General features: G+C 71.8%; 14 protein-coding genes. 9 read left to right on the top strand and 5 right to left on the bottom strand.

What is annotated here, in order from left to right:
- Nucleotides 1-22 precede the first annotated feature (22 nt).
- From JYK02_RS17055 to JYK02_RS17035, 5 genes are read left to right on the top strand one after another with little or no spacing between them, the layout of a single operon-like run.
- Nucleotides 23-2,215, top strand: a complete 2,193-nt coding sequence (locus tag JYK02_RS17055; protein ID WP_207052347.1) for a polysaccharide biosynthesis tyrosine autokinase — start codon at nt 23-25, stop codon at nt 2,213-2,215.
- On the top strand, nt 2,212-3,453 hold the full coding sequence (locus JYK02_RS17050; protein ID WP_431603483.1) for a glycosyltransferase: 1,242 nt from the start codon (nt 2,212-2,214) through the stop codon (nt 3,451-3,453). Before JYK02_RS17055 ends, JYK02_RS17050 begins: the two co-directional genes overlap by 4 nt.
- A 10-nt stretch (nt 3,454-3,463) precedes the next feature.
- Nucleotides 3,464-4,588, top strand: coding sequence for a glycosyltransferase family 4 protein (locus tag JYK02_RS17045; protein WP_207052345.1), 1,125 nt, complete (start codon nt 3,464-3,466; stop codon nt 4,586-4,588).
- Nucleotides 4,585-6,048, top strand: coding sequence for a hypothetical protein (locus tag JYK02_RS17040; protein WP_207052344.1), 1,464 nt, complete (start codon nt 4,585-4,587; stop codon nt 6,046-6,048). Before JYK02_RS17045 ends, JYK02_RS17040 begins: the two co-directional genes overlap by 4 nt.
- Before the next feature lie 19 nt (nt 6,049-6,067).
- A complete protein-coding gene (locus tag JYK02_RS17035; RefSeq protein WP_207055157.1) occupies nt 6,068-7,153 on the top strand; it encodes a glycosyltransferase family 4 protein in 1,086 nt (361 codons plus the stop codon).
- A 3-nt stretch (nt 7,154-7,156) separates the two neighbouring features.
- On the opposite strand, the gene JYK02_RS17030 is transcribed toward JYK02_RS17035, so the two are convergent.
- The 5 genes from JYK02_RS17030 to JYK02_RS17010 are packed head-to-tail and all read right to left on the bottom strand — an operon-like array spanning nt 7,157 to nt 13,380.
- Nucleotides 7,157-8,308 carry a glycosyltransferase family 4 protein gene (locus JYK02_RS17030; RefSeq protein ID WP_207052342.1) on the bottom strand — a complete coding sequence of 384 codons (1,152 nt, stop codon included), beginning with the start codon at nt 8,306-8,308 and terminating at the stop codon, nt 7,157-7,159.
- Nucleotides 8,305-9,540, bottom strand: a complete 1,236-nt coding sequence (locus JYK02_RS17025) for a glycosyltransferase (RefSeq protein WP_207052341.1) — start codon at nt 9,538-9,540, stop codon at nt 8,305-8,307. The genes JYK02_RS17030 and JYK02_RS17025 overlap by 4 nt, the downstream gene beginning before the upstream one ends.
- Nucleotides 9,541-9,555: 15 nt before the next feature.
- The gene (locus JYK02_RS17020; RefSeq protein ID WP_207052340.1) at nt 9,556-10,680 is read right to left on the bottom strand and encodes a glycosyltransferase family 4 protein; all 1,125 of its coding nucleotides are present in this window, start codon (nt 10,678-10,680) and stop codon (nt 9,556-9,558) included.
- A 31-nt stretch (nt 10,681-10,711) separates the two neighbouring features.
- The gene (locus JYK02_RS17015) at nt 10,712-11,863 is read right to left on the bottom strand and encodes a glycosyltransferase family protein (protein WP_207052339.1); all 1,152 of its coding nucleotides are present in this window, start codon (nt 11,861-11,863) and stop codon (nt 10,712-10,714) included.
- Nucleotides 11,860-13,380: an oligosaccharide flippase family protein gene (locus tag JYK02_RS17010; protein ID WP_207052338.1), complete on the bottom strand. Its 1,521-nt coding sequence runs from the start codon at nt 13,378-13,380 to the stop codon at nt 11,860-11,862. Before JYK02_RS17010 ends, JYK02_RS17015 begins: the two co-directional genes overlap by 4 nt.
- A 240-nt stretch (nt 13,381-13,620) precedes the next feature.
- Between JYK02_RS17010 and JYK02_RS17005 the strand changes: the two genes are divergently transcribed.
- The 4 genes from JYK02_RS17005 (at nt 13,621) to JYK02_RS16990 (ending at nt 18,468) form a co-directional block, all read left to right on the top strand.
- Nucleotides 13,621-14,649 carry an ROK family protein gene (locus tag JYK02_RS17005; RefSeq protein WP_207052337.1) on the top strand — a complete coding sequence of 343 codons (1,029 nt, stop codon included), beginning with the start codon at nt 13,621-13,623 and terminating at the stop codon, nt 14,647-14,649.
- A 16-nt stretch (nt 14,650-14,665) separates the two neighbouring features.
- Nucleotides 14,666-15,814: a glycosyltransferase family 4 protein gene (locus JYK02_RS17000; protein ID WP_207052336.1), complete on the top strand. Its 1,149-nt coding sequence runs from the start codon at nt 14,666-14,668 to the stop codon at nt 15,812-15,814.
- An 88-nt stretch (nt 15,815-15,902) separates the two neighbouring features.
- A complete protein-coding gene (locus JYK02_RS16995) occupies nt 15,903-17,387 on the top strand; it encodes an MraY family glycosyltransferase (RefSeq protein WP_207052335.1) in 1,485 nt (494 codons plus the stop codon).
- Nucleotides 17,388-17,391: 4 nt separating this feature from the next.
- The gene (locus JYK02_RS16990) at nt 17,392-18,468 is read left to right on the top strand and encodes a nucleotidyltransferase domain-containing protein (RefSeq protein ID WP_207052333.1); all 1,077 of its coding nucleotides are present in this window, start codon (nt 17,392-17,394) and stop codon (nt 18,466-18,468) included.
- Nucleotides 18,469-18,487 lie beyond the last annotated feature (19 nt).

Raw genomic sequence — 18,487 nt, 5'->3', positions numbered from 1 at the left:
GCCACTTCCGGAGAGACGCGACGTGGAAGGAACGGTGTTGGACCCGGCCGGTGGGGCTCCCGGTGCGACGTCCGCGAGCGTGATGCACCGGGTGCGCGGCGTGTGGCGCCGCAAGTGGGTGATGCTCGGGGTGGCGTTGGCGGTCACCGCGCTCACGGCGGCCTGGACGCTCCGGCAGCCGCGCATCTACGCGGCCAGCACCTCGCTCATCATCGACGTCACCGCGCCGCGCATCCTCGACGGCGAGGTGAAGGAGGTCATGGGGGAGGAGCGCAGCAACTACTGGTTCAACAAGGAGTACTACGCCACGCAGAGCGAGATCATCACCTCGCGCGCGGTGGCCAGCCGCGTGGTGGACCGGCTGGGGCTGGCGAAGGACGCGGCCTTCCTGGGGCTGCCCGCGAACCTGGACCCGGCGGAGCGCGCGAAGGCGCTGGAGGGCGCGGACGCGGTGGGGCTGTTGCGCTCGCGCATCCAGGTGGTGCCCGGCAAGGACTCGCGGGTGATGAACATTGGCGTGGAGGACGTGGACCCCGCGCGCGCGGCGCTGCTCTCCAACGAGGTGGCCGCCGCGTACATGGCGGAGAACCTGGCGCTCAAGCTGCGCACCACGGAGGAGGCGCGCACGTGGCTGGAGGGGCGCCTGGACGAGCTGGGCCGCCAGTCCAAGTCCGACGAGATGGCCGTCTACGACCTGAAGAAGGACGCGGACATGCTGTCCACGTCGCTGGAGTCGCGACTGTCCATCGTCAGCGAGCGGATCAACTCCTACAACCTGAAGCTCACCGAGGTGCAGACGCGCATCGCGGCGCAGCAGGCGCGCGTGGACGCCATCCACCGGCTGCGCAAGGACGCGGGCAACGACGAGACGTGGGCGGAGGCCGTGCCCGGCGCGAAGGACGGCCCCATCCAGGACCTCAAGTCGCGCTACGGCGAGCAGAAGGCCGCGTGCGCGGAGCTGACCGAGCGCTACCTGCCGGAGCACCCGAAGCTCCTGGAGTGCAACCGCAAGCTGGAGGTCGTGCGCGCGGACCTGCTCAAGAGCCTGACCAACGTGGTGCGCTCCGCGGAGACGCAGCTGGTGGAGGCGCAGGGCGAGGAGAAGAACCTCAACAAGCTGCTGGACGCGGCCAAGGCCGAGGCCTTCCAGGTGAACAAGAAGGCCATCGAGTACGGACGGCTGCAGCGCGAGTCGGACAACACGCAGCGGCTGTATGAGCTGGTGCTCAAGCGGCTGAAGGACATCGAGCTGTCGGGCCTCTTGCGCACGAGCAACGTGCGCGTGCTGGACGCCGCGCAGCCGGTGATGGTGCCGGTGCGGCCGCACACCCGGCGCAACCTGATGGTGGGCTGGGTGATGGGGCTCTTGCTGGGCCTGGGCGTGGCGCTGTTCCTGGAGATGCTGGAGAACACCGTCGGGTCGCAGGCGGACGTGGAGGACGTGCTGGGCCTGGCGTTCCTGGGCGTGGTGCCGCGCATGGAGGCCACGAAGGCGCCGGGGGACCGCGACCTGTACGTGCACCGCGCGCCACGCTCGGCGGTGGCGGAGTGCTGCCGCGCGGTGCGCACCAACCTCCTGTTCATGTCGCCGGACCACCCCTGCAAGACGCTGGTGGTGACGTCCAGCGGGCCTCAAGAGGGCAAGTCCACCACGTGCATCAACCTGGGCGTGGCCATGGCCCAGAGCGGCAACCGCGTGCTGCTCCTGGACACGGACATGCGCAGGCCCCGCCTGCACCGCGCGTTCGGCGTGCCCAACGACCTGGGCATCAGCTCGCTGGTGGTGGGCGAGGGTTCGCTGGACAGGGCGGTGAAGAGCACGGAGGTGCCCAACCTCTTCGTGCTGCCGTGCGGCCCGCTGCCGCCGAACCCCGCGGAGCTCCTGCACACGCGCGCCTTCAAGGAGCTGCTGCGCCAGGCCGGGGAGAAGTTCGACCGCATCATCCTGGACAGCCCGCCGCTCAACGCCGTCGTGGACGCGGCGGTGCTGGCGACGCAGGCGGACGGCGTGGTGATGGTGCTCAAGGCGGGCCGGACGGACCGGGGCGCCGCGAAGCGCGCGCTGCGCTCGCTGGCGGACGTGCAGGCGCGGATGTTCGGCGCCATCCTCAACGACGTGGACCTGCGGCAGCCGCGCTACGGCGACACGTACCTGGGCTACCAGGGCTACGGCCCGACGCAGGACGAGCCCAAGGGCGGGGTGGCGCCGTCGTGAAGGGCGCGGGCCTGCGGGTGCTGCACCTGGGGAAGTTCTACCCTCCGGCCTCCGGCGGCATGGAGGCGCACGTGCGCACGCTGGCGCGGGCGCAGGCGTCGCTGGGCGCGCAGGTGGAGGTGCTGTGCGCGAACCACTCCGTGGACGGCACCGGCACGAGCCACGAGTTCCACGGGCGCAGCCCCACGCGTGAGGAGTGGGACGGGCCGGTGCGCGTGGTGCGGCTGGGGCGGCTGGCGTCCGTGGCGCGCATGGACGTGATGCCGTCCTTGCCGTTCGTGCTCCGGAAGGCGCTGGCGCGGGGCGTGGACGTGGTGCACCTGCACGTGCCCAACCCGAGCATGGTGCTGGCGCTGGATGCGGTGCCGCGCCTGCCCGCGGTGGTGGTGACGCACCAGAGCGACGTCATCCGGCAGAAGGTCGCGGGCGCGCTGTTCCGTCCCTTCGAGTGGATGCTGTATTCGCGCGCGGCGCGGCTGCTGGCCACGAGCGACGCGTACGTGCGCGGCTCGTCGTTGTTGTCCACGTTCAAGTCGAAGGTGCGGGTGCTGCCGCTGGGCATCGAGCTGGACGCGTACCTGCATCCTTCCGCCGAGGCGCGCGAGGCACAGGCGCGGTGGACGGCGGAGGCCGCGGGCGGGCCGCTGTGGCTGATGGTGGGGCGGCTCGTCTACTACAAGGGTTTGTTCACGGCGCTGGAGGCGCTGGTGCACGCGCCGGGGCGGCTGGTGGTGGTGGGCGAGGGGCCGCTGGCGCAGGAAGGCCGCGCGCGGGCGAAGGCGTTGGGCATCGAGGACCGCGTGACGTGGGCGGGGTACCTGTCGCCGGAGGAACTGGCGGGCGCGTTCCGGGCCGCGACGGCGCTGTGGTTCCCGAGCAATGCGCGCAGCGAGGCGTATGGCCTGTCGCAGGTGGAGGCACTGGCGAGCGGTCTGCCCGTGCTCAACACCGCCGTGCCGGACTCTGGGGTGGCGTGGGTGAGCCTGCACGAGCGCACCGGACTCACCGTGCCGGTGGGGGATGCACGGGCGCTGGCGGCGGCGGCACGGAGACTGGTGGAGGAGCCAGGGCTGCGGGAGCGGCTGTCGCGTGGCGCGCAGGAGCGTGCGCGGGCGGAGTTCGCCCATGACGTGATGGCGTCACGCAGCCTGGACCTGTACGCGGAGGCGCTTGGACGCCCGACCGTGACGGAGGAGCGGAGCGATGTCTCCGTCCGGCACGTCGCGGGTGGGCGCTGAAGGTCCGCGCATGCGTGTGCTGCATGTCTCCAGCGGCAACCTGTACGGCGGCGTGGAGACGCTGCTTCGCACGCTGGCGCTCTCAAGCGCAGACCGGAAGCGCGGCGCGGTGCATGCGTTCGCGCTCTGCTTCGAGGGGCGCATCGCGGAGGAGCTTCGCTCGGCGGGCGCTCCGTTGACGCTGTTGGGGGCGGCGAAGGTGAGCCGTCCCTGGAGTGTCTGGGAGGCGCGCCGCGCGCTGATGGCGCTGCTTCAGCGGGAGGCGTTCGACGCGGTGGTGTGTCACGCGGCGTGGCCTCAGGCCCTCTTCGGGCCCGTGGTTCGCACGGCCGGCGTGCCGTTGATCTTCTTCCAGCACGATGCGCTCTCGGGCTCGCACTGGGTGGAACGGTGGGCTCGCGTCACCGCGCCGGACCTGGCTCTTTGCAACAGCCGCTACACCGCGAGCACGCTGCGCAGCGTGTATCCGCGGACTCCGTGGCGCGTGCTCCATCCTCCCGTTCGGGACGGCGGCCCTGGCCTCACCGCTTCGGAGCGGTCCTCGCTTCGGGGCGAGCTGGGCGCGGACGCGGCGGAGGTCGTCATCGTCCATGCCAGCCGCATGCAGGAATGGAAGGGACAGCGGCTGCTCCTGGAGGCGTTGGGCCGGCTGAGACAGGTGCCTCGCTGGAAGGCGTGGTTCGCTGGCGGCGCGCAGCGTCCGGAGGAGGTCTCCTACGAAGAGGGCTTGAAGGCCCAGGCGCTGGCCCTGGGGCTTGGAGAGCGGGTGCGCTTCCTGGGACAGCGCTCGGATGTGCCCCGGCTGCTTCGCGCGGCGGAGGTGCACTGTCAGCCCAACACCGGACCGGAGCCTTTCGGGCTGGCGTTCGTGGAGGCGCTCTACGCCGGGCTTCCCGTCGTCACGACCGCGCTGGGGGGACCGCTGGAGATCGTCGATGCGTCGTGCGGCGTGCTCGTGCCTCCGAAGCCGGAGCCGCTGGCCGTGGCGCTGCGCGAGCTCATCGAGGATGAAGCCGCGCGACGCAGGCTGGGCGCCGGGGGGCCTGCTCGCGCGAAGACGCTGAGCGCGCCGACCGCGTTCCTGGAGGCACTGGAGGATTCCGTGCGCTCCGTGGCCCGGGAGCCTGTGCTGTGAAGGGGGCCCGCTCCGCATCCACTCCGCGCCCGCAGCTCCAGGGCCCCGGTGTGCTGCACCAGCGCTACGTGCGCCGCGCGCCACAGCCCGCGGTGCAGCCCTCATCCACTCCGGCGACGGCATCCACGGGGCTGCTCGGTTCGGGCCACGTGGTGGTGGCGTTCATCGCGCTGCTCTTCGTCTGCCAGCTCGCGCTGCTGGTGGAGGCGCTGGCGCCGGTGCGCGTGGTGTTCCGCATCCTGTCGTTCGGCACGAGCCTTGCGCTGCTGGTGCTGGTGAAGGGCCCGCGCCTCAAGCACCCGGCGATGCCGTTCCTGCTCGCATCGGCGGGACTCACCGCGCTGAACTTCTTCCACCCCGGCACCAACACTCCGCTGGCTGCGGCCGCGCAGTTGAGCATCCAGTTGGCGGTGTTCGCGCCCCTCTTCTGGGCGAGCCGCCTGCGCATCGACACGAAGATGTTCGGACGCGTCGTCCTGCTGCTCTTCCTGTTCAACGTGGCGAGCGCCGCGCTGGGCATCCTCCAGGTGTCCTTCCCCGGCCGCTTCCAGCCCGCCCTGTCCGCCATGGTCGAAAGCCAGGGCGAGGGCTACGTGCGCAGCCTCCAGTTCGAGACCGCGAGCGGGGCGCGCGTGTTCCGCCCCATGGGCCTGACGGACGTCCCGGGCGGCGCTTCCACCGGCGCCTTCTATTCGGTGCTGCTGGGCGGGACGTTCCTGCTCAGTCGCCAGGGGATGTCCCGGAAGGTGCTGGGCGCGGCGGGTATCTGCATCGGGCTCATCTGCCTCTATCTGGGGCAGGTGCGCGTCGCGGCGGTGACGCTGCTGGTGTGCATGGCGGCCATGGGACTGGTGCTCACCGTGAGCGGCCGCTGGGTGCGTCTGGTGACGCTGGCCGCGGTCGTGGGCGGCTTCGCGGTGGCGGCCTTCGGTTGGGCCGTCGCGGTCGGCGGCGACGCGGTGCTCGCGCGGTGGAGCACGCTCACGGCCTCCGATCCCTCGCAGGTGTATCAGTCCAACCGCGGCCGCTTCCTCGACGAGACCTTCGACGAGGTGCTCCCGGAGTTCCCCCTGGGCGCGGGCCTGGGGCGCTACGGCATGGCCAATGCCTACTTCGGCGACAACAGCGACCGCGCGAGTCCGCCCCTCTGGGCCGAAATCCAGTGGACGGCCTGGGCCTATGACGGCGGCTGGCTGGGGTTGGTCTGCTATCCGCTCGCGTTGCTGGCAACGCTGTGGTGGGGCTTCCAGGTGGCGCGGCGCCGCGATGACTCTCGGGGCGAGTTCTGGCTCTGGGGCAGCCTCCTCTTCGCGTATGACCTGGGCGCGCTCGCGCAGACCTTCAGCTATCAGTTCTTCATGAGCCAGATGGGCATGGAGTTCTGGTTGCTCAACGCGGCCCTCTTTAGCGCGTACTGGAACCGGAATCGGAATGCGGCCCTACACCCTCATCTCCGGTGACTTCGTCTCCACCGGGGGAATGGACCGCGCGAACCTCGCGCTGGCGGACTGGCTCGCGCGCCAGGGAGGGCCCGTGCGGCTCGTGGCGTACCGCGTGGCGGACTCGCTCCTGCGCTACCCCAACGTGCGCTTCGTCCGCGTGCCCAAGCCCGCGAACGCGTACCTGCTGGGCGAGCCGTTGCTCGATGCCGTGGGGCGCTTCTGGGCCGCGCGCACGCTGGCTGAGGGCGGACAGGTGGTGGCCAACGGCGGCAACTGCGAGGTGGCCGCCGCCAACTGGGTCCACTACGTCCACGCCGCGCACGTGCCCGAATCCGCTGGCAGTCCGCTGCGCAGGCTCAAGGGCCACGTGAGCCACCGCGTGTACCTGCGCCGCGAGCAGCGCGCGCTGCGCCGCGCACGCATCATCCTGGCGAACTCGGAGCGCACGCGGCAGGACCTGCTGGCCGCGACGGGTGTGGAGGCCTCGCGCGTTCACGTCGTGTATCTGGGCGGCGACCCCGCGCGCTTCTCGTCCACGTCGCCCACGCTGCGGCGCGAGGCCCGTGCGTCCCTGGGCTGGTCTCAAGAGCGACGGATGGCGCTGTTCGTGGGCGCGCTGGGGGACCGGCGCAAGGGCTTCGACACGCTCTTCCACGCGTGGGCCCGGCTTTGCGCGCGACGCGAGTGGGACGTCGACCTTGGCGTGGTGGGAACGGGCGCGGAGCGGGAGCGTTGGGAGCGCGCGGCGCGTGAGCAGGGCCTGGGCGAGCGGATCCGCTTCCTGGGCTTCCGCGACGACGTGCCCCGCCTGCTGGCCGCCGCGGATCTGCTGGTGTCTCCCACGCGCTATGAGGCCTATGGCCTGGGCGTGCACGAAGCGCTGTGCGTGGGTATCCCTGCGCTGGTGAGCCGCTCGGCAGGCGTGGCGGAGCGCTTCCCATCCTCGCTCCAGGGACTGCTGCTGGACGACCCCGAAGACTCCGGCGAGCTGGTGCGGCGCTTGAAGGAATGGCGGTCGCAGGGCGGGGAGTGGATGCCCGCCGTGGCCGCGCTGTCGTCGGAGCTGCGTGCCTGGACGTGGGACGCGATGGCGGCGGCGGTGGTGGCTCGGCTGGAGGCTTGAGCCTCACGCATCGCGCTGGAGCACCTGGTCGAAAAAGTCGAGGTGCGCCTTCGCGACCACCGGCCATGCGAAGCGGGACACGGCTCGCTCACGGCCTCGCGCGGCCAGGTCCCGACGCCGGGCGGGACTCTCCAGGAGCTCCGCGAGCGCGGTGGTCCAGGCCGGGGCGTAGGCCTCCGGCAGGATGCGTCCGGCATCGCCCACGGTGTGCGGAATCTCTCCGGAGTCACTGGCGAACACGGGCACGCCACACGCGAATGCCTCCGCGAGCATGCGGCCGAACTGCTCCTTCCACGCGGGCGTCGTCTGGCTGGGCGCGCAGAGCACGTCCATGGCGTTGAGCGCGCGAGGCACCTCCGCGTGCTTCACGCCGGTGACGATGCGCACGCGGTCTCCGTAGCGTTCCGCCCACGCGCGCAGCTCGGCCTCCAGCGGGCCTCCGCCGACGAAGAGGGCGCGCCAGGGTGTGCTCAAGGTGTTGAGCGCATCCATGAGGAGCCGCAGGCCCTTCTCCGGCACGAAGCGCCCCAGGGAGCCCACCACGGGCGGCCCTTCGGACGTCCAGCCCAGGCGCTCGCGGAAGGCCTGGCCCGCCTCCGGATCCGGGCGGAAGTGCTCCACGTCCACGCCCACGGGGATGAAGCGCGAGGGGCGCTGCTCATAGCCGGGCCGGGTGAGCAGCGTGTCGTGCACCGTCTGGCCCCAGGCGATCCACCCCGTGGCCCGGCGCACGACGAAGCGCTCGGCCTGCGCGAAGGGTGGGGGATAGCGCTTGGCCAGGTTCTGGAACGTGCAGAAGACGAGCGGCACGTGGGCGGGCGTCAACAGCGCCACCTCCAGACCGGAGAGCACGTAGGGCTCCTCCCACAGGTGCACCAGATCCACGCCCTTCGACAGGTGTGCGCGAAGCGCCGGCCCATAGACGAAGCCGTGCAGCGAGCGGCTGAGGAAGACGCGCACGGCCTCCAGGTTCACGGCCTCGTGGGCGTCGCGCTGGAGCACCAGTGGGCCCAGGTCTCCGTGGAAGGTGCTCGGCGCCACGGCGGTGACGTCCCAGCGGCCCGCGCCCACGCGGGTCATCTCGTTGGCCAGCCGCCGGTTGAGCGTGACGACGTAGGAGTGCGAGACGGTGACGAGCTTCCGGGGACGCATCATGAGTGGCCTCGCGCGGAGACGAGGCTCCGGTACACCTGGAGGATGTCGCGAGCGTAGCGCTCGCGGGAGAAGCGGCGCACGGCGGTGTGGCGGGCCGCGCGGGCCAGGGTGTCTCGCAAGGCTTCGTCCTCCAGCAGCCGGCGCAGGGCCGCCGCGAGCGTGTTCGCGTCGCCGGGTTCAATGGCCAGGACGTCCTCGCCGTCCCGGAGTGCTTCGGCCGCGCCGCTCGATTTCGAGATGACGGCGGCCCGGCCGCAGGCGAGCGCCTCCGCGATGGTGAGGCCGAAGGGCTCGCGGCGGGTGCTCGCGTGCACGAAGATGTCCAGGGCCCGGTAGACGCGGGCGGGGTCGGGCTGGAAGGGCACGAAGCCCACGCGGCCCTTGAGGCCGTGACGCTCCACCTGTTCGCGCAGCTCCGCGTCGGTGAACTGCGAGCCGGCCGTGCGGTAGAGGGGCGCGCCCACGAGGTAGAAGCGGACGGGCAGCGACGGAGCCTGACGCGTCGACAGGGACGCGGCTTCCAGGAAGACGTCGTGTCCCTTCCATCGCGCGTACGTGGCCACGAGCCCCACGCGCAGCGTGCCAGCAGGCGCGGGAGGCAGCCCGGCCAGCGCATCCAGATGCGCGCCGTCACCCGCGCCCGGAGAGAACCGCTCCACGTCCACGCCGTTGGGCACGACATGCACAGGCACGTTCCGGAGCACCGTGCGCGTGTCGTCACCCACGGCCTGCGAGTTCGCGATGGCGGCCGAGGCCAGCGGATGCAGTCCGGAGAGCGCGCGACGCACGAGCGGACGCTCGCCGAGGAAGTCATGCACGTGCCACACGCGTGGAATCGGAAGTCCGGTGGTGGCCGTGCTCAGCAGGTGGGTCTTGATGCCGTTGGAGTGCAGCAGGTCCGGTGCCGCGTCGCGCACCGCGCGCCGCAGGTCGAGTCCGTAGCGGGCCAGCAGCAGGGGCGTGGGGGCAATCTCACGTGCAAAGCGAAAGAGCCCGGCGCGCCCCTGTTCCCGCAGCCCGCTGTCTCCGAGCGCGGAGAGGCGGTCGGGCAGGGCGAGCACGCGGGCCTCCACCCCGAGACTCCGAGCCGTCTCCACGAGCGGCCCGTCCGTGCCCGCGATGAGGTGCAGCGACAGGCCCGGCTCCAGCGTGCGCAGGCACGCGAGGAGATCCACGAGTGCGCGCTCGGCACCGCCCAGGATTCCCACGGGGTTGAGGAACAGGATGCGCACGCGGGAGCGACCGAATCAGACCCGCCCGGGGCGGTCAAGGCGATGCAGGTACGCGTCCAGCACCGTGCGCGCGTGGGCACTCCAGGTGAATCGCGCGGCCCGTGCACGGCGTGTCTCCGGTGATGGCGCGGGCACGCGGCCCGTGAGCAGCGCATCCACGGCTTCCGCCCATGCGGCCACGTCGCCCACGGGGCAGTACGTGCAGGCGTCCGCGCCCACTTCGCGCAGCACCGGCAGGTTGCTGGCCACCACGGGGACACCGCACGCCAGCGCTTCGATGACGGGCAGGCCGAAGCCTTCCGCTTCACTGGGCACCAGCACCGCGCGGGCACGCCGGTAGAGGCCCGCGAGCGTGGCCCGCTCCTGCCGGGGCGGTTGCAGCAATGCGTCCTTCAAGCCGAGCCTCGCCACCTGTGCCTGCTGGGCTGAGTCCAGCTCACCGCCCTGCTGCACCAGCATGAGGTCCGGATGCCGGGCTCGCAGCGACGCGAAGGTGTCGAAGAGCACGTCCAGGCGCTTGCGGCGGATGGCGCTGCCCACGTGCAGCAGGTACGGCCTGCCTTTCAGCGGCGCGAGCACCGTGTCGCTGGCGTCCTCGGGAACGGGGTCGGGCCGGTACTCCGGCGACACGCCATAGGGGGCCCAGACCAGCCGCTCGGGGGGCACCACGCCGTGCGCGAGCAGTTCAGCGCGGACCTGCTGCGTGCTGTGGAAGACGAGGGCCGCGCGCTCCAGTCCCTTGAGCGTGGCGCGTGCCATCAGGCGGAACCACGTGGAGCGCGGCTCGCGGTGGGGTTCCAGCACGGAGCGGAACGCATCCAGGTCATGGCAGAAGACGCCGGTGTGCTCCGCGGGCAGCGTGTGGACCAGCTGCGCGTAGGTGTGGTCCACGACGTGGAAGGCGTCCTGTCCCAGGCGCTCCCGCAGCAGCCGCGCCGGGTAGAGGCCGAAGCGGGTGAGCAGCCGGTCCGCGTTGAAGGCGGCCTTGTGGTTTCCCACGCGGGGCAGGGCTCGCACGGCATGGGGAATGGGCGGCCGCACGCGGGTGACGTCGACCTCGGCGGGAAACGCCGCCAGGCCCTCTACGAGGGCTTCGCCCACCAGGTCCATGCTGGGCCAGCCCTCCTCGCGTGGATCCATCAGGACCTTCAACCTCAAGGTACTCACCTGCTCAGTGCCTCCGGCTGGAAGTGTGCCCGGTAAGCCGCAGCAGGTGCGCCACCGTGTGCTCCAGCGTGAAGTGCTCACGGTACACGCGGGCCGCGCGCTCACCCAGGGCCCGGCGCTCCTCACCGTGCTTCAGCAGGTGCTCCGCGAGCGCCAGCAGTGCTTCAGGTGACGCATGGTCCGCGAGCGCCGCGGGCCGCAGCTCGCGCCATAGCGGTTCGCTCAGGTGCCCGGTGTTGGTGACGATGGGGAGGCCCAGGCCCAGGCCGCCCATCGCGCTGCTTCGCCGTGCGCTGACGCCATCAGGGTAGGGCTGCAACAGCAGCTCCGACGCGCGCAGGTGCGCGGCCACGGTCTCCGGTGCCAGTCCGTCTCTCGCATGGAGCCTTCGGGCCAGCGCGGGATGCTTCCGCCCCAGCGCCTCACTCCAGCCCTGACTGCCCCGGCCCAGCAGCAGTGCCTGCCGCCGTTCATCCCGTTGCAACAACGGCACGAGTACGGCCTCCAGCGGGCCCGCGATGGCCGCGCCATACGTGCCGAAGTGCGCCACCGTGGAGCCTCCGCCCAGCGCTTCACGCACCGCGCGCACGGCGTCCTCCGGCACGTCGAGGGGCAGGGGACTGGGAATGGGACACCACAGGGCCTGGGCCCGCAGCGGTTGGGGAAGGTGCTCCGCCCAGGTGGGAATGGAGACGTAGGCCCGATCCACGCCGAGCGTCAGCGTGCGCAGCATCACCCGCGTGACCCCTGCAAGCACCTGATGCTTCCATGGCGCGCGAGGGCTCCACGGATATACCGCCTCATGGATGAACAGCTCGCGTTCGTCCTGCCGCCTTGAGGCGAACCAGGCGCAGAACGGCACGTTCATCGCCTTCCACCCGAATGCGTGGGGCACGTACTGGAGCAGCAGCCTCCGGGGGGCCGGCGTCGCATCCAACTCGCGCGTCAGGCGCACCAGTCCCGGCGGCGTGAAGAGGCCGGGCCACCGGTGCACGGTCACGCCCTGATCATCCGTGACGCCCTCCGCTCCAGGAGTCCAGACGTGCACCGTCTCCCCCGCGTTCATCAGCGCGTGGGCGATGCTCCGGGAGTGGTCGGAGACGCCGCCGGGGGCCGGCGGATACTCGCCCGTCAGCAGGTGCCACGCACGGCTCACGGAGGCGCCCGCCTCGCGCGCAGGTGCTGGACCACGGCGCGCAGCTCGCCCAGCAACGACAGGCCGCGCCGCGTGGCCTCGCGCGTGAGCACCAGCGCGGTCAGCACCCCCGCCGCCACCAGCGCCTGCACGAGCAGCCCGTCCTGCCCCATCGCAAGCCGGGAGAAGCCCAGCGCCAGCGCGAGCAGCGCGCCCACCGTGAGGAACGGCTCCATGACCTCGAATTCGAGCCGCGACAGGTGCGGGTTGCGGCGGGACACCAGTCGCGCGGTGACCCACAGCTCCGTCAGCGTGACGGCCGTCGCGCTCACCCCGACACCGACGATGCCCCAGTGCATCACCGCCAGGGCGCCCAGGCCGAAGCGCAGGAAGCTCGCTGCGGTGGCCACGTACATCCGTTCCTTCGCGTGGCCGCTGGCGTGCTGCTGGGAGTGCAAGAGGCCCTGCACCGCCTGCATCGACGCCTCGATGGTGAACCACTGCACCAGCGCGGACGCGAGGCTCCAGCGCTCACCGAAGACCACCGGGATGAAGGGCGGCAGCGCGATGACACCGAACGGAATGGCCAGACACAACAATGCGCTCACGCGCCGGATGGACGTGCGCAGGTACTCCGAGAGCGCGACCGTGTCCTGCTGCATGCGGCTGTAGGCCGGATACGCGACGCGGGTGAGGACGCTGCTCAGCGCGAGCGGCACGGAGGCCAGGGCGCTCGCCCAGTTCACCAGGCCCACCGCGTCCTTGCCCTCCATGCGCCCCACCACCAGCGGAATCCAGCCCTGGAGCGCCGCGGGGATGATGCCCGTGAGCTGGAACCAGATGCCGAAGGCCAGCAGGCGCTTGACGATGTCCCAGCGGAACGCGCCTCGGGGACGCCAGCCCGCCGCCGCCCAGAACATCACCATGCCCAGCCCGCCCCGCACGAGCCCGCCGCCGATGAGCGACCACGCGCCGCAGTGCAGCCAGGCCAGGAGGATGGTGGTCGCCGTCTGCGCGATGCCTTCAACGAGCTCGATGCGCGCGAGCGTCGGGAAGCGCAGCTGGCGCTCCAGCACCATGATGGGGATGACGCGCAGCGAGTGGAAGAACAGCCCCAGCGCCATCACGCTCACCATGGCCGCGCCCGAAGGGCCCAGCTCGTAGGAGCGCGACAGCCAGGGCGCGAGCAGTAGGATGACGCCCACGATGAGGACCGTGAACGCCTGGTGGCTCCAGAAGGCGGTGCTGATCTCGTCCTGCGTGGGTTCGTGCTGCTGGCGCACCAGTGACGCGCTGAGGCCCAGGTCGCCCAGGAACGCGCCCATCGCGGCGGTGAAGGCCACGATGGCGAACGCGCCGTAGTCCCCCGGAAACAGCAGGTGCGACAGCGCGAGCGAGCTCACAACGCGCAAGCCCAGCGAGCCGAGCGTGCGCAGGCCCAGGGCGATGATGGAGCGCTGCGCGCGGTTCTTCACGTCCGACGTGCCCAGTGGAGGGGCGTTGGCGGTGTCCGGCGCGGAAGGGGAACGGCTGCTCATGGGGAAGCGGGGTGCTCCACGAAAGGAACTGCGACGGAGCCTATATGCGCGCCTGCTTCCGGCGAACAGGGGCTGAAGGAGGAGGGCGCCTCCGGCCTCCCGGAAGGAGGGCCCGCATGCAACCCCGTGGAGCGGGCGGGCGGGCGCGGGGGTGCTCGGCGTGGCGGCTCCGGACGGAAAAGCACTGCGCAGATTGTGCCGCGTGCGGAAGCAGGATGCCGCGAACCACGAGGGCGTAACATGGCCGAGGCTTCAGCGAAGAACGGGCACGGCGCGGGGAACGGGACGCCGGCCGACAAGGCCCGCATTTGGGGAGGCATCGACCTGGGGGGCACCAAGATTGAAGCCGTCGTCGTGGATGCTCGCGGCGAGGTGCTGGGCCGGGCCCGCCATCCGACGCCCGCGGCCGGTGGCCCGGGCGAGGTGGTGAAGGAACTCTACGGCACGCTGGGCGAGGCGGCGCAGGCCGCCGGCGTGGAGCCCACGAAGCTCGCGGGCGTGGGCGTGGGCGCGCCGGGGTCGGTAGACGCGAACGGCGGCACGCTCGCGCACACGAGCAACGTCGCGGGCGGCTGGGAAGCGCCGTATCCCCTGGCGTCCGACCTGCGCGACCTCGTGGGCGGCGGCAAGGTAGCGCTGGGCAACGACGTCCAGGTAGCCGTCGCGGCCGAGTACAAGCTGGGCGCGGGCCGCAACTACCGCTCGGTGCTGGGCGTGTGGTGGGGCACGGGCGTGGGCGGCGGCCTGGTGCTCAACGGCGTGCCGTGGCGCGGGCGGGGCTCCGCCGGTGAGATTGGCCACATGGTGGTGAAGCCCGACGGAGCGCGCTGTGGCTGCGGCCGGCGCGGCTGCCTGGAGGCCTACGCGGGGCGCGCGTGCATGGAACGCAAGGCGCGCGCGGAGGCGAAGAAGGGGGCGAAGACGATCCTCTTCGACATCATGAAGGAGAAGAAGCGCACGCGCCTGTCCAGCAGCGTCTGGGCGCGGGCGTTGAAGGAGAAGGATCCGCTGGCGACGTGGCTCATCGAACGGGCCATCCGGATGATGGGCGTGGCCATCGCCTCCGTCATCAACCTGCTGGACGTGGAGGCCGTCGTCATCGGGGGCGGGCTGGGAGCGAGGCTGGCGCCCACGTACCTGAGCGACATTGAGGACGCCATGCACCCGCACTTGTTCATGACGGAGCGCAAGCCCGCGATGCACGTCGCGGAGCTGGGCGACCTGTCTGGCGCCATCGGGGCGGCGTTGCTCGCGGGCCCGCAGATGTGAGCTATGAAGCGCGCGCATGCGCGTGCTCCTGGCCATCCACCACCCGCTGTCCCAGGACCTGGGCGCTCCCGGCGTGACGCTCGCGCTGGGCCGAGCGCTCCAGGCCCGGGGCTGCACCGTGGACTTCTACAGCTACGGGGAGGCCTTCCCCGGCGTGGAGCACTTCACCGCGCTCCACAACCTGCGCTTCCCGTGGGTCCTCTCCGCGCACCTGGCCCGCGTGGCGCGCCGCTATGACGTGCTCGACGTCACCACCGGGGACGCATGGCCCTGGGCTCAAGCGGGCCGTCCCGGCGCCGCCCGCCGTCACGCGCTGTTGACGCGCAGCCATGGCCTGGAGCACTCCCTCTCCCGGCGGATCCGCGCCGACGTGCGCGAGGGCCGGCTGCGCCTGAGCTGGAAGTACCCGCTGTACCACGGCGGCTTCCGCCTCTGGGAGGTGGAGCGGACGCTGCGCTTGGCGGACCACTCCATCCTCCTCAACGAAGGCGACGCCGTGTTCGCGCGCGAACAGCTGGGCGTCCCCGCCAGCAAGCTGAGCGTCATCGGCCACGGACTCGACGCGGCCTTCCAGGGGCTGGCTCTCCCGGCGCCGCTGGAGGAAGGCCCCTTACGCCTCGCGATGGTGGGCTCCTTCCTCCAGACCAAGGGCGTCGATGAAGTCATCGCCGCCGTGACCCGGCTGCAAGCCCAGGGGCTCTCCTTCACCCTGACCCTCTACGGCACCGGCACCCCCGAGCCCGAAGTCCGCGCCGCCTTCCCCGCGTCCCTCCAGCCCCAGCTCCACGTGGTCCCGCGCTACGCGAACGCGACGCTGCCCGGCCTGCTCGCGCGGGAGGAGGTGCTGCTCTTCGCCAGTCGCACGGAGGGCTACGGCATGGCGCTGGTGGAGGCCATGGCCTCCGGGCTCGTGCCCGTCTCCACCCCCGTGGGCGTGGCGCCCTCCGTCGTGCACCCCGGCCGCACGGGGCTGCTCTTCCCCATTGGAGACGTGGACGCGCTGGTGGCCGCGGTGCGCGAGCTGGCGGCGGATGCACCCCGGCGGTATGCCCTGCGCCGCGCGGCCCAGGCCCAGGTCCAGGGACTCACCTGGCCCGACATCGCCGCCCGCACCCTTGCGCTTTACGAAGAAGTCCTGCGTGACAGGGATTCCGACGGCAAGTAGGCAGGCGCGTCGTTCCCTCCTTGTGACGCCGGGACGTTGACGCGCTGCTCCGGTGGCCGTCACGATGCGCGGTGGAAGCTCCTCTCGCATGATCACCTTCTTCGTCGCCTTCCTCGTATCGCTGCTCGTGGCGCTGGTGCTCACGTGGCGCGTGCGCGAGCGGGCACTGGCCTGGGGCTGGTTGGACCAGGCGAACTCCAGCCGCAAGGTGCACGTGCGGCCCATCCCACGGCTGGGCGGCATCGGCATCGTGGGCGGCTTCTTCGCGCCGCTGTGCGCGCTGTTCCTCGTGGACTCGGGCGTGGGGGACCAGTTCCTCGCGCAGACGGAGCTCATCGTCGGCCTCTTCGTGGGCGGCGCCATCATCGCGGGGCTGGGCTTCTACGACGACCTCAAGGGCGCGGGCGCGAAGCTGAAGTTCTCCGTGCAGTTCGCGGTGGCGCTGGGCCTGTACGCGCTGGGCTTCCGCATCGAGGTGCTGGCCAACCCCTTCGGCGCGGAGCTGACGCTGGGGCTCTTGAGCCTGCCGCTGACGGTGCTGTGGGTGGTGGGCGTCATCAACGCGCTCAACCTCATCGACGGGCTGGACGGGCTGGCGGGCGGCGTCGCGTTCTTCGGCGTGGGCACCCACTTCCTGCTCGCGCTGATGCGCGGGGACGTGCTGCTGTGCCTGCTGATGGTGGCGCTCGCGGGCGCCATCCTTGGGTTCCTCGTCTTCAACTTCAACCCGGCCTCCATCTTCATGGGGGACACGGGCAGCATGTTCCTGGGCTTCGTGCTCGCGGCGGTGTCCATCAAGACGTCGTCGAAGAGCGGCACCGCGGTGGCGCTGCTCGTGCCGGTGATGGCGCTGGGCCTGCCCATCATGGACACGCTCTTGGCCATGGTGCGCCGCTCGCTGCTGGGCAGACCGCTGTTCAGCGCGGACAAGGAGCACATCCACCACCGGCTGATGAGCCGCTTCCTGCTGTCGCACCGCACCACCGTGCTGGTGCTCTACGCGCTGTGCACGCTGTTCATGCTCACCGCGCTGGGGCTGCACTTCGCCAACAGCACGCAGAGCGCGCTGCTGCTCAGCGGCGTCGGCGTGGTCATCATGGTGCTGATGCGCAAGCTGGGCTACCTGGACGTGCGCCACATGGGCGCGGTCCAGCAGACGCGCCAGCGCAACCAGGAGCTGCGCTCGCTGGTGCGCTCCGTCACCGCCGCGGTGCGCGCGGCCGGTTCGTTCCAGGCGGTGTGGAACGCCGTGCGGCCCCTGTCCCAGGGCCTGAGCCTGTCCGTGCTGGAGCTGCGCCTGCGCCGCCCGCATGACGACGTGGGCGGAGGCGTCGTCTTCGAATCCCAGCAGGACGCCGGTACCGAGACCTCGCTGGAGGTGCGCCTGGACGTGAAGGAGGCGGAGGACCTCTTCGGAGCGCTGCGTTTGGTCTGGCGCGACGGCCGGGCCGCCATCGACCGGGACGAGGAGCTGGCGCTGGAGGTCGTCGCGGACGCGGTGGCGGAGCGGGTGGGGCAGTTGGTGGCGCTGGAGGCCGCGGCGCCCGAGCGCATCATCGCGATGCGGCGGTGAGCCCATGACCTCCGCTCCGGCCCTGCTGACCCTGCTCCAGGCCTGGCCGGAAGCGCCGTCCGTGCCCGCCCCCTCGGACGCGGGCGACTGCGACGCGCTGGTGAAGGCCGCCGTGCGCCACGGGCTCGCCGGCTTCGTCGAACACGCGCTCGCGAAGGCGGGCTGGACGCTGACGCCGGACGCCGCTGCGCTGCTCTCGCGCGAGGCCCGGATGAGCGCGGCGCGGGGCATGCGCGTGCGCTCGCTGCTGTCGCGGAGCCTGGCGGCGCTGGCGGGGCTGGGCGTGACGCCGGTGCTGCTCAAGGGCTATGGCCTGGCGCGCAGGCTCTACCCGGAGCCGCTGCATCGCGCGACGAACGACGTGGACCTGCTGGTGCCGCGCGCCCGCATGCTGTGCGCCGTGCACGCGCTGGAGGGGATGGGGCTCACCACGCAGGCCGGCGACGTGGACCGGGACGACGCGCACCACGTGGAGCTCACCGGCCCCGACGGCATGGTGGAGCTGCACTACCGCGCGCTCGCGGGCTACGGCCAGGCGCTGGAGGGCGACGCGCTGGTGGCGCGGGCGGAGGACGCGACGCTGGACGGCCACCCCGTGCGCTACCTGTGCGCGGAGGACGAGGCCGTGTACCTGTCCCTGCACGCGAGCAACCACCTGCTCCAGCGGCTGGCGTGGCTGTTCGACCTGAAGCTGCTGGCGCGGGCGCACCCGAGGCTCGACTGGGACCGGGTGGTGACGCGCGCGCGGCAGACCGGGCTGCCCTACCTGGTCTGGTACGCGTGGGACGCCGCGCACCGGCTGCTGGACGCGCCGGTGCCCGCGTGGGTGCTCAAGGCGCTGGCGCCGCCCCGGTGGCAGCGCGCGCTGGCCCTGCGGCTGTTCTCCGGGCCCCGGCTGGTGGGGGCGGAGCTGGCGAAGAACAAGCCGGCCTGGGTCGCCGCGAAGCTGGCGCTGGCCCCCCGGGCCCGGCCCATGGTGCGGTACGCGCTGCGGCGGCTGCGGGGGCTCCGGCCTCCTGTGGGGACCGGCGCGGAGCCAGGGGCGCCAAGGCCCGTCCGCTCGCCTGCCGGAAGACGGTGATTGCGGCGGGCGGGCCCGG

Source organism: Corallococcus macrosporus (assembly GCF_017302985.1).
Lineage (GTDB): Bacteria > Myxococcota > Myxococcia > Myxococcales > Myxococcaceae > Corallococcus > Corallococcus macrosporus_A.
This window is presented reverse-complemented; position numbering and strand designations above follow the sequence as displayed.

Bases quoted from the DNA above. Each gene is read 5' to 3' on its own strand.
- JYK02_RS17010 (WP_207052338.1), bottom strand. From the start codon at position 13,380: ATGAGCAGCCGTTCCCCTTCCGCGCCGGACACCGCCAACGCCCCTCCA.
- JYK02_RS16990 (WP_207052333.1), top strand. From the start codon at position 17,392: ATGACCTCCGCTCCGGCCCTGCTGACCCTGCTCCAGGCCTGGCCGGAA.
- JYK02_RS17005 (WP_207052337.1), top strand. From the start codon at position 13,621: ATGGCCGAGGCTTCAGCGAAGAACGGGCACGGCGCGGGGAACGGGACG.
- JYK02_RS17020 (WP_207052340.1), bottom strand. From the start codon at position 10,680: ATGGATCCACGCGAGGAGGGCTGGCCCAGCATGGACCTGGTGGGCGAA.
- JYK02_RS17045 (WP_207052345.1), top strand. From the start codon at position 3,464: ATGCGTGTGCTGCATGTCTCCAGCGGCAACCTGTACGGCGGCGTGGAG.
- JYK02_RS17030 (WP_207052342.1), bottom strand. From the start codon at position 8,308: ATGATGCGTCCCCGGAAGCTCGTCACCGTCTCGCACTCCTACGTCGTC.
- JYK02_RS17000 (WP_207052336.1), top strand. From the start codon at position 14,666: ATGCGCGTGCTCCTGGCCATCCACCACCCGCTGTCCCAGGACCTGGGC.
- JYK02_RS17035 (WP_207055157.1), top strand. From the start codon at position 6,068: ATGGACCGCGCGAACCTCGCGCTGGCGGACTGGCTCGCGCGCCAGGGA.
- JYK02_RS16995 (WP_207052335.1), top strand. From the start codon at position 15,903: ATGATCACCTTCTTCGTCGCCTTCCTCGTATCGCTGCTCGTGGCGCTG.